Raw genomic sequence first — 9,161 nt, 5'->3', positions numbered from 1 at the left:
GCCCAACCCCGCGTCATCAAAAGAAAGATGCCCAAATGGCACGTCAAACGCGCCCACCACGCCACCTGGCCCCGACCCCAACACCCACCCATCTACCAGATCACAACCCACTAACTGAACGGTATTAGGGCTAAGCCCTGTCCGCTGCAGCGGGCGGTAGCGAGAAGGACAGTCCCGGACGATGCAGCATGCCGGGCTCCCGAGTTGACTCATGCAGGCATTTACCTGCATGATCAGCTGGTGCCATTGGAGACGACGGAGATGGACGCGGTCTTCAAAGCGCTGGCCGACCCGACCCGGCGGCTGCTCCTGGACCGCTTGCGAGAGCGCAACGGCCAGACGCTCGGTGAGCTTTGCGAGCGCCTGGGCATGGCACGCCAGTCCGCCACGCAGCACCTCGACGTCCTCGTGCGTGCCCACTTGGTCACGGTCGTGCGACGCGGTCGGGAACGGTTGCACTATCTCAACCCAGCGCTCATCCACGAAATCGAGGAGCGCTGGATCTCCACCTTCGACAAGCCCCGCCTAGGTGCCATCAGTGCCATCAAGAATCGAGCAGAGGAGTACGCCATGACAGGAACCCCCACGTCGGTACCGACCTACGTCTACGTCACCTACATCCGCGCGAGCTCCGAGCACGTGTGGCGCGCCCTTACGGACGCGGACCTGACGGCGCGCTACTGGGGACACGCGAACGTCTCGGACTGGGAGCCAGGCTCGCGCTGGGAGCACCGGCGCACCGACGGCTCCGGCCAGGTCGACCTCGTCGGTCGCGTCCTCGAGACCGAGCCACCAACGCGCCTGGTCATCACGTTTGGAGAATCGGCCGACGCGCCGGGCGACGCCTCGATCGTCACCTTCCTCGTTGAGCCGCACCACGACATCGTCCGGCTTACGGTGACCCACGAGAATCTCGCCGACGCGACCGCGCTGCGGGAGATTTCCCACGGCTGGCCCGCCGTCCTCGCCAACCTCAAGTCGTTGCTCGAGACCGGCGAGGTCCTTCCGCGAGCCCCCTGGGAGATGTCACCCGTGCACCCCTGACCACCTGCGGCGCCTTTTGTTGCACCCCTACCCATAGCGACGAAGAGGAAAAACATGGACACCGCACCCTTACGCGACGCCTACCGCGCGCTGCTCGACGCTGCTGCCGTGGTGGCCGAGCAAGGCGGTGCCACTGCCGTCCCCCAAGATGGTGAGTGGGATGCGGACCGAATCCTCGCCCACATCGCCCTTGTCGATGCCGCCACCCTCGCCACCGCCGCCACCATCGCTTCGGGCTCAGCCGCGACCTACGACAACCGCCACTCGCACCACACCTGGACCAGCAGGCGCGTCACCGCGCTCGCCGGCGGTAACGCTGGGCTGCGGGACCGCATCCGACGCCAGGGCGAGGCGCTCTGCTCCCTCAGCGCGGTACTGAGCGACGCCGAACTCGACGTCGCGGTGCCCACGCTTCTGCTGTCCCACGACGAGGTTGTCCTCGACCAGCCGGTACCGCTCAAGGCCATTCTTACCGGTCTGGCGGAAGACCACCTCCCCAAGCACACAGCACAACTACTTGCCTTGCCGCACAACGGAGCAAGGGCCGCAGGCACCACCTGAGACGAGCCCGCCGTGCCAGGTTGAACGTTCCCGTCTGGACACTGTCTCTAGGCCACGAGCTTGGCGTAGACGCGTGGCCGGTGTTCGCCAACCGAGCACCCGGACCTTGAACCGGTCTCCACGCTTCCTCGATTGCGTGGGCTTGCCCTGAAGCTTGGCGGCGGAATCGACCTTGGCGCGCTGTCCCCGCTGACTACGCTCGAGCGTCTGGAGGGCTCGAGACAATGAAGGGGCTTGACGGATCTGAACCCTCCTGATGGCTCCCAACCTCAACCGGTTGCGGTTGGTCGACTCGCGACATCTGAGCCTGGATGAGCTGCGGCCACTCAAGGCCCTACGCGGCGTCGTGGACGTAGGGATTGGACTGGGAAGCGACCGCAAGAACAGAGCGGCGCGGGAGCTGCTGCGGTTGCCCGGCTCATACGGGCACCTGGAGTTTCCGATCCCGGCCGAAGGCGACCGAAACCTCAAGATCGCTCTGAACTGAGGCTGTCGTGGACGTGCGCACAAGCAGCGCGCTGGCGTGACCGCGACGGCTCGGGCTAACTTGAGAGCAGGCGCCCGCCGGTCCGCCGTCGAAACAAGCGACGCCCGCCGACCGTGATCATCCGCCGGGCTGCTCGTCACCGCAGGGGGCACACCGATGCGAGCAATGGTGTACCGCGGCCCGTACCGGGTCCGCGTCGAAGAGAAGGACATGCCACCGATCGAGCACCCCAACGACGCGATCGTCCGGGTGACGCTGGCCGCGATCTGCGGCTCCGACCTGCACCTCTATCACGGGCTAATGCCAGACACCCGGGTCGGCACGACGTTCGGGCACGAGTTCATCGGCGTCGTCGAAGAGGTCGGTCCGTCCGTACAGAACCTCAAGCGCGGTGACCGGGTGATGGTGCCGTTCAACATCTTCTGCGGCTCCTGCTTCTTCTGCGCCCGGGGCCTGCAGTCCAACTGCCACAACGTCAATCCCAACGCCACGGCGGTGGGCGGAATCTATGGCTACTCCCACACCACCGGCGGCTACGACGGCGGCCAGGCGGAGTACGTCCGGGTGCCGTTCGCCGACGTAGGACCGTCCCTCATCCCGGAATGGATGAGCGACGAGGACGCGGTCCTGCTCACCGACGCGACCGCGACCGGGTACTTCGGCGCCCAGCTCGGCGACATCAGCGAGGGCGACGTCGTGGTGGTCTTCGGCGCCGGGCCGGTCGGTCTGATCGCTGCCCAGTCGTCCTGGCTGATGGGTGCCGGCCGGGTCATTGTGATCGACCATCTGGAATACCGGCTCGAGAAGGCCCGCACCTTCGCTCACGCCGAGACGTACAACTTCACCGAGTACGACGACATCGTGGTCCACATGAAGAAGATCACCGATCACCTCGGCGCCGACGTGGCCATCGACGCGGTCGGCGCCGAGGCGGACGGCAATCTGCTGCAGCACGTCACCGCGGCCAAGTTCAAGCTGCAGGGCGGTTCGCCGGTGGCGCTGAACTGGGCGATCGACTCGGTCCGCAAGGGGGGAACGATTTCGGTCATGGGCGCGTACGGTCCCATCTTCACCGCGGTGAAGTTCGGTGATGCGCTGAACAAGGGACTGACGCTGCGAATGAACCAGGCACCGGTCAAGCGGCAGTGGCCCCGGCTGTTCGAGCACGTCCGCAACGGTTACCTCAAGCCCAGCGAGCTGGTCACGCACCGGATCCCGCTGGAGCACATCGCCGAGGGCTACCACATGATGTCGGCCAAGCTCGACAACTGCATCAAGCCGCTCATCGTCCCCAGCCCGTCCTCCTGAGAAAGGGGAATCGACATGGCCTACCGAGCAGAGAAGCCACCGATCGCCGAGTCCAGTGACGAGCTGCGAGCCCGCATCCCGGGCTGGGGCGTGGACCTGGACCCGAAGGACCGACCGTCCAACCCGCGAGAGAAGTTCGATCCCGATCTCAACGGTGCACACTGGGACTTTCCCGAGCGCCAGCCGGAGAAGTGGCCACGTGAGCGGTCGATCGAGCACGCGTTCCTGACGCCGGTCTTCGGAACCTCCTGCCCGCCCAAGGGACTCTCCGGGATCATGCGCAAGTACGCCTACCGGCGCTTCAGCGAGGCCCGCGCCGCGCACTGGCTGATTTTGATCGCAGCGGACCGGGTCGACTCCGTGGAAAGCAACCTGCGGTCGTACCTGACCCTGCACCCGGACAACCCGATCACCGAGACCGGCATCCTGAGCGAGTACTCGCGCCACGGCATCAAGTCCCGGTTCGGGCAGAAGCGGACGGACATCAAGCACCAGTGGATGGATCCGCTGATCGTCGGAACGCCGTGGGTCATCCGGCTTCTCATCGTCTACCGCGTGGTGAAGGCGGTCCGAAAGCTGCGTCGCACGCGCTGACCCGCCAGGCCACAGTGCCTGAACGACCTTTCTTCGCGCCTAGCTGGCGCCCGCCCGCACCGTGCTGCCGGTTCTGGATGCAAGCGAACCGGCGAGCCTCACAGTGCTACTCGGGGTTCCGACAGGCAACGTTGCGACAGTGGGCGGGGTCCTTCGGCGCGGGCGGTGGCATGCCGGCCGGCGATTCGGTGGCCGACCCGGGAATTAGAACCGCCGGGTAGTGGGTTTGCACATCGGGCTAGCCTCGACAGCAGCTCGTAGAACGGTCGCCAGGACGCCGAATCCGTGGCACCGCGACCGGCTGGAGAAGAAAGAGGACCCGATGCGCATCCCGCTGTCCATACTCGATCTGGCGCCCATCGCTCCGGGCGAGACGGCGACCCAGAGCTTCGCGGCCAGCGTCGCGCTCGCCCAGTGCGCCGAGGCCAATGGCTATCGCCGGGTCTGGTACGCCGAGCACCACAACATGCCGAGCATCGCCTCGTCGGCGACCAGCGTGCTGATCGCCCACGTCGGCGCGCAGACCCGCGAGATCCGACTGGGTGCGGGCGGCGTGATGCTGCCCAACCATGCACCGCTCACCATTGCGGAGCAGTTCGGTGCGCTGGAGGCGATGTATCCGGGCCGGATCGATCTCGGCCTGGGACGCGCCCCCGGCTCGGACCAGAACACCATGTACGCGCTGCGTCGCGACCCTGGCTCGGCCGAGGCCTTCCCCCAGGACGTCCTGGAGCTGCAGGCTTACCTAGCAGGCGAGTCCCGCGTGCCCGGGGTAGATGCCATTCCCGGGAAGGGCTCGAAGATTCCGCTGTACATTCTCGGATCCTCGCTGTTCGGTGCGAGCCTGGCGGCCGCCCTGGGCCTGCCGTACGCGTTCGCGTCCCACTTCGCGCCGCAGGCTCTCGAGGCCGCGGTTGCCCGGTATCGACAGGACTTCCAACCCTCGGCACAGCTCGAGCGTCCGTACGTGATCGCCGGCGTGAACGTGGTCGCCGCCGACACCACGGCCGAGGCGCGAGAGCAGCTGGAGGCGATGCGACGCATCCGGGCGGTCGGCCTGTTCGGGCGTGGCCGGACCTTCACCGACCAGGAGGCCGACCTGTTGCTGTCCGCAGGTGCCGGCCAGCAGGTAAATCAGATGTTGACGTACTCGGCGGTGGGACCCCCGGCCCAGGTGCACGACTACCTGGAGGATTTCGCCCGGACGGCGGACGCGGATGAGCTGATCGTGGCGCACCAATCTCCGTCGACCGAGGGACGGCTGCGCTCGGCCACGCTGCTCGCCCAGGCGATGGACACGGCCTCTGCGTAGTTCGCTCCGGATCGCCTTCCGGGTCCGGTCGGCAGACTGTCACCGTGACCCGAGCAGGTGTTGATCGTGCTTTCGGACGCCTGCTCGCGTAGCCACGCCGCTCGGACCGACCGGGATCACCTCGACACGACACGGTGATCCCGGCTTAGAATCGGGTCTCCAGCTGCGGTATGGCAAGGAGTCCGGATGTCTGATCTGCACGTTCTCATCCCGACCGAAGATCGTCAGGCCGGCGCCGGTGCTTCGCCCGCGACGGTTTCCCGCCGCCCCCGTCTCGGCCCCCTTCAGGCGTTGGCCGAACGCCGACGGCTCGCCCGCTACGACCGGGTGGGGGAGCAGCTCGCCGAACTGGATCAGCTGCGGCGAATCCTCAGAGCCGCATCGGCGGTGATCGATGCGGGCTGGGTGCAGAACGGCTGGTTCTCGGTGAGCGACCCGAGCGGAGCGGTACGGATCGTCGACGCCCGCAACGCCCAGACGTTGAGGGTCAAACCGGTTGTCGGCGCGTGCCTGGTCGGGGGCATCGTGCAGGCCGGTGGCGGTTTGGCTGCCGTGCACAGCCAGCCGGTGCAGCGCGCGCTCGACCTGACCTGGCACACCCTATTTCGCTCGGAGCGGAAGTCGATCGAGTTCTGCCCGGCCCCGACCCTGCGGGCGGCGCACGTCCGAGACCTCACCTGGTGGAACGACCGGCCGCATCGCACAGCCGACGACGTGACGGCGCTGCTGGGCGCCGCCGCCGGGGCTGCCGGCGCCGAGATCGCCCGGACGACAGCCTGACCGTTCCTCACGCTTGGAGGTGGCGGTCTCAGCGAATGGCAGGCTTGACGGCGAGTTGGCTGAGGGTCGGCAGCGGCGCGCCGAAGCCGCTGACATTGGCCGTCCGGCGATCGATGACGGCCAGCGTTCCGCGGGCCGTGACGGCGAACAACCAGCGGCTGTCAGGGGAGAAGACGATCGTGCCGTTCGGAGCCTCGCCGTCCATGGCCACCGTGACCGGGCGGCGGCTGCCGTTGTGAAGGTCGAGTAGATAGAGCCCGATGGCACCGCCTGGGCTGACTTCGAGCATGGCGGCCGTCGAGCCGTCGGGTGATATCAGGCCACCGGGAAGGCCGCCGGTCTCGGAGCCGAGAACTCGCCGGGAGCCGTTAGCCCTGCTGATGAAGCCCATCCGGCACCGATGCCGCGCATCGCAGTGCGCATCCACCCATCCCGTCGGTCCGGTGGCCAGCAGCGTGCCGGCGCAGCATCCCCGGCCGGCCCTGATAAGTCCCATCAGGACGGGTGAACAGCAGGTAGCCGGCGCCATCGCTGCTCGCCTCCAGCGGCGAGCTCCCTGCCGGAACGGGAATCGACGCTGTCGGCCGGCTGCCGTCGAGCTCGGACAGCGTCAGAGTCGGACTGGTGTCGTCCCCGGTTTGCATCCAGACCTGGCTCGGGGACGGGCCTGGGAACACCGGACCGCCCGAGCCCGGCGCCAGTACGATCGGACGCGACGACCGGCCATCGACCACGAGGTAGCCCGGTACCCGGTCGATCGGTCGGATGATCACCGCGTCCGCGCCGATCACGAACGACACCGGCCCGCTGCTGAGCAGGCCGGGCACCGTGGTGCGGGTGATCAGGCCGCGAGCCGGCTCGATGCGCACCAGCGCTCCCGGCCCCCGGCCGTACAGCTCCCAGCCGGACGTGACCCCCAGCAACGGATGTCCCAGGGCAATCATCGACACGGGAGGCGGGGGTGCATCTATGGTGCTGGGCGCCGCTGTGGGAACGACCACGGCGGCCGTCCGCTGCGTCGGGCCGGGAACTGCCCGCGAGGTCGGCTGTCGGTCCCGCTGCGTGGTGACGACGAGGGCCACGAGGGCGAGGACGGCCAGCACCACGCCGAACCTCAGCCACCCCGGCCACGGACGCCGCTCAGGTAGCCGCACCGCGTCCGAGGAGTCCAGGTCGAGCCACTCGACCTGGTCCCCGGAGGCGTCCTCGTCGCGGGCCACGCCTCATTGTGTACCGGAGTGCGGCCGTTGGACCCCGGGTGCAGCCAACTCGCTTGGAACGCCAGCTCATCGACATTGCTGCCCTCACTAAGCTGTGCGTCGACAGCTCGCAGCGGGCGGTGGTGTGGGCGACCGACGCGCTGGCCCACGACGACACCACTGTCTCGGGCCTCGCGCGGCATCTACGGGTCGACTGGCACACCCTGTAGCGCGCGGTCTCAGGCCTTGTACCAGCACCTCTAGCTAAATTCGCTTGATGAAGGCGGATAGAAGGTCCACGCCGCGCTCGGCGCCGTCGATGCCGGCCCACAGCGATCGGTGTTCGGCGAGGCCACGGATGCCCACAGCCAGGTGGTCGCGGTCGCGCTCGGTTAGCTGAATGGCGATGTTGTCGTTGCGCCTGATCATCGCCGCGAGTACAGCCAGGTCGGTGAGGTGACGGTCACGGAGGGGGTCAGCCGGTACGCCGTACGCGGCGGCCTTGACAACCAAAGCGCCCAGGAGGTCAGGGCGCGGAACCTGGCCACGGGTGCCCGCGACGTTGACATCAATAAGTTCCGAACGCTGTATCGCCTGCTGTGCGCCAGGCGTTGACAGCGTTGTCTTCCGGTAGTGCCTCTGCGGCTGGACGCCTTGTCCCCGAGGCCATCCGGGATCAGCACGTCGATGGACGCCTCGCCTCGCATCCACCGATGCTCGTGTCCACTCATATTCGGACCGGCCGAGGTGAAACCAATCGCGGTCAGCGTGCGGGTGAAGTCATGGAGAATGCTCGGGTGGCCGCGAACGTCTAGCACCGCATCTCCATCATTTGTCGGCCGGTTGGGTCCGAAGCCGCGTTCCCAGCAGTGCAGGTGCACCATCTGCCCACCCACCAGGCACCATCCGGCGGACAGTTTCGCGGCCACCTCCAGCAGGCCAAGCCACGCGTCGCGCTGGGCGTCGACCATCACCGGCGCGACGATGGTCATCTCCTGACTCCGGTCGACACCTGTGACCTCAGCAACTCCCGCACCTTGCCGTCCTCCCGGGCGGAGCGACGATCAGCGAGATCAGCCAGCACCACCCCGATCGGTGCGGGCATGTCGTGGGCGAGTCCATGCACGTGCAGCACAACGTTCGGCTTACCTATGCCGGACAGCAGATAGTCGGCGGCGACGCCGTCAACATCATCCTCGGCGAGGTAACCCTCAAATTCCCCCGCCGAAGACAACCCCGATCGCTGATCGCTGATACCCGATGCAACCACGCGCTCATCTTGGCCAATCTCCGTCAGATCCTCCGGTGCAGCACTATAGGAGCGGGCGGGGCAACGCCGCGCCAGCCAGGAACGCAACAACAGGGCAGGGTCAGGCTCAACGTCCAGATGTGCGAGCTTCTTGCGCAACCGCACCAACTCCGCAGCCGACACACCATCGGGGGGATCACCCGACAGCAGCGCGATGAAGGCCCACGCGATGCGGGCAGACATCGGTCGCGATACTGCTGGCGCGCGCACGAGATCGACCTCATTGACGAGGTATCTGCCGCCGATCAGCCGAGCCGGAATGCGCCCAGCATTGATCAGTTCGCGCACTCGCCGGTCAGAGACGCCGAGGCGCTCGGACGCCTCCCGCACACCGATCTCCATATACACAACCCTACCGTCGCCGGAAGGGAAGTGTCATGAGGGTAGCCGAATCGGAATGGTGCCGGGGTCGATCAGGCGCGAGGGTGGCCGCTATCGGAGTGGCCGGGCTGGCCCTCCTGATCTTTGGGCTCAACGCTTTGGCGCCGAGTCCGTCGGTCGTAGCGGGACAAGTTGCAACGGCGTTACTGGCCGCGAGCATCCTGGCCTACCTCCTTCTCCTAGGTG

The 9,161-nt window shown here is 67.2% G+C and carries 13 protein-coding genes; 8 read left to right on the top strand and 5 right to left on the bottom strand.

Translation table 11 applies throughout. The features are described 5' to 3' along the window. Positions 1 to 261 precede the first annotated feature (261 nt). The 7 genes from RM423_RS14805 to RM423_RS14775 all read left to right on the top strand — a co-directional run bounded on the left by RM423_RS14805 (position 262) and on the right by RM423_RS14775 (position 6,086). The gene (locus tag RM423_RS14805; RefSeq protein ID WP_396327727.1) at positions 262 to 1,044 is read left to right on the top strand and encodes an ArsR/SmtB family transcription factor; all 783 of its coding nucleotides are present in this window, start codon (positions 262 to 264) and stop codon (positions 1,042 to 1,044) included. A gap of 54 nt (positions 1,045 to 1,098) precedes the next feature. Next, on the top strand, positions 1,099 to 1,605 hold the full coding sequence (locus RM423_RS14800; RefSeq protein ID WP_311423811.1) for a hypothetical protein: 507 nt from the start codon (positions 1,099 to 1,101) through the stop codon (positions 1,603 to 1,605). Positions 1,606 to 1,861: 256 nt separating this feature from the next. Then, positions 1,862 to 2,092 (top strand): hypothetical protein, encoded by a 231-nt coding sequence (locus RM423_RS14795; RefSeq protein ID WP_311423810.1) that lies wholly within the window; start codon positions 1,862 to 1,864, stop codon positions 2,090 to 2,092. Between the two features lie 156 nt (positions 2,093 to 2,248). Continuing rightward, positions 2,249 to 3,400, top strand: coding sequence for a zinc-dependent alcohol dehydrogenase (locus RM423_RS14790; RefSeq protein WP_311423809.1), 1,152 nt, complete (start codon positions 2,249 to 2,251; stop codon positions 3,398 to 3,400). 15 nt (positions 3,401 to 3,415) lie between these two features. Further along, entirely contained in the window at positions 3,416 to 3,994 is a 579-nt protein-coding gene (locus tag RM423_RS14785) for a hypothetical protein (RefSeq protein ID WP_311423808.1), read from the top strand. A 322-nt stretch (positions 3,995 to 4,316) separates the two neighbouring features. After that, entirely contained in the window at positions 4,317 to 5,306 is a 990-nt protein-coding gene (locus RM423_RS14780; protein ID WP_311423807.1) for an LLM class flavin-dependent oxidoreductase, read from the top strand. A 186-nt stretch (positions 5,307 to 5,492) separates the two neighbouring features. After that, positions 5,493 to 6,086 (top strand): DUF6197 family protein, encoded by a 594-nt coding sequence (locus tag RM423_RS14775; protein WP_311423806.1) that lies wholly within the window; start codon positions 5,493 to 5,495, stop codon positions 6,084 to 6,086. Between the two features lie 28 nt (positions 6,087 to 6,114). Here the strand turns inward: RM423_RS14775 and RM423_RS14770 are convergent, their stop codons facing one another. Both RM423_RS14770 and RM423_RS14765 read right to left on the bottom strand, forming a co-directional pair. Further along, positions 6,115 to 6,477, bottom strand: coding sequence for a TolB-like translocation protein (locus tag RM423_RS14770; RefSeq protein WP_311423805.1), 363 nt, complete (start codon positions 6,475 to 6,477; stop codon positions 6,115 to 6,117). Continuing rightward, positions 6,455 to 7,306: a hypothetical protein gene (locus RM423_RS14765; protein WP_311423804.1), complete on the bottom strand. Its 852-nt coding sequence runs from the start codon at positions 7,304 to 7,306 to the stop codon at positions 6,455 to 6,457. The genes RM423_RS14770 and RM423_RS14765 overlap by 23 nt, the downstream gene beginning before the upstream one ends. A 38-nt stretch (positions 7,307 to 7,344) precedes the next feature. Between RM423_RS14765 and RM423_RS14760 the strand changes: the two genes are divergently transcribed. Beyond that, positions 7,345 to 7,515, top strand: coding sequence for a hypothetical protein (locus RM423_RS14760; protein ID WP_311423803.1), 171 nt, complete (start codon positions 7,345 to 7,347; stop codon positions 7,513 to 7,515). Between the two features lie 34 nt (positions 7,516 to 7,549). Here RM423_RS14760 and RM423_RS14755 read toward each other — a convergent pair whose 3' ends face one another. The 3 genes from RM423_RS14755 to RM423_RS14745 are packed head-to-tail and all read right to left on the bottom strand — an operon-like array spanning position 7,550 to position 8,936. Then, positions 7,550 to 7,714, bottom strand: a complete 165-nt coding sequence (locus tag RM423_RS14755; protein WP_311423802.1) for a hypothetical protein — start codon at positions 7,712 to 7,714, stop codon at positions 7,550 to 7,552. Further along, positions 7,711 to 8,277, bottom strand: coding sequence for a hypothetical protein (locus RM423_RS14750; protein WP_311423801.1), 567 nt, complete (start codon positions 8,275 to 8,277; stop codon positions 7,711 to 7,713). Before RM423_RS14750 ends, RM423_RS14755 begins: the two co-directional genes overlap by 4 nt. Continuing rightward, the gene (locus RM423_RS14745; protein WP_311423813.1) at positions 8,274 to 8,936 is read right to left on the bottom strand and encodes a helix-turn-helix domain-containing protein; all 663 of its coding nucleotides are present in this window, start codon (positions 8,934 to 8,936) and stop codon (positions 8,274 to 8,276) included. Before RM423_RS14745 ends, RM423_RS14750 begins: the two co-directional genes overlap by 4 nt. Positions 8,937 to 9,161: the final 225 nt, after the last annotated feature.

This window comes from Jatrophihabitans lederbergiae, from assembly GCF_031845305.1.
Lineage (GTDB): Bacteria > Actinomycetota > Actinomycetes > Mycobacteriales > Jatrophihabitantaceae > Jatrophihabitans_A > Jatrophihabitans_A lederbergiae.
This window is presented reverse-complemented; position numbering and strand designations above follow the sequence as displayed.

Excerpts from the sequence above, each read along its gene's own strand:
- RM423_RS14805 (WP_396327727.1), top strand. The coding sequence starts at position 262 with ATGGACGCGGTCTTCAAAGCGCTGGCCGACCCGACCCGGCGGCTGCTC.
- RM423_RS14800 (WP_311423811.1), top strand. The coding sequence starts at position 1,099 with ATGGACACCGCACCCTTACGCGACGCCTACCGCGCGCTGCTCGACGCT.
- RM423_RS14795 (WP_311423810.1), top strand. The coding sequence starts at position 1,862 with ATGGCTCCCAACCTCAACCGGTTGCGGTTGGTCGACTCGCGACATCTG.
- RM423_RS14790 (WP_311423809.1), top strand. The coding sequence starts at position 2,249 with ATGCGAGCAATGGTGTACCGCGGCCCGTACCGGGTCCGCGTCGAAGAG.
- RM423_RS14785 (WP_311423808.1), top strand. The coding sequence starts at position 3,416 with ATGGCCTACCGAGCAGAGAAGCCACCGATCGCCGAGTCCAGTGACGAG.
- RM423_RS14780 (WP_311423807.1), top strand. The coding sequence starts at position 4,317 with ATGCGCATCCCGCTGTCCATACTCGATCTGGCGCCCATCGCTCCGGGC.
- RM423_RS14775 (WP_311423806.1), top strand. The coding sequence starts at position 5,493 with ATGTCTGATCTGCACGTTCTCATCCCGACCGAAGATCGTCAGGCCGGC.
- RM423_RS14770 (WP_311423805.1), bottom strand. The coding sequence starts at position 6,477 with ATGGGCTTCATCAGCAGGGCTAACGGCTCCCGGCGAGTTCTCGGCTCC.
- RM423_RS14755 (WP_311423802.1), bottom strand. The coding sequence starts at position 7,714 with ATGATCAGGCGCAACGACAACATCGCCATTCAGCTAACCGAGCGCGAC.
- RM423_RS14750 (WP_311423801.1), bottom strand. The coding sequence starts at position 8,277 with ATGACCATCGTCGCGCCGGTGATGGTCGACGCCCAGCGCGACGCGTGG.
- RM423_RS14745 (WP_311423813.1), bottom strand. The coding sequence starts at position 8,936 with ATGGAGATCGGTGTGCGGGAGGCGTCCGAGCGCCTCGGCGTCTCTGAC.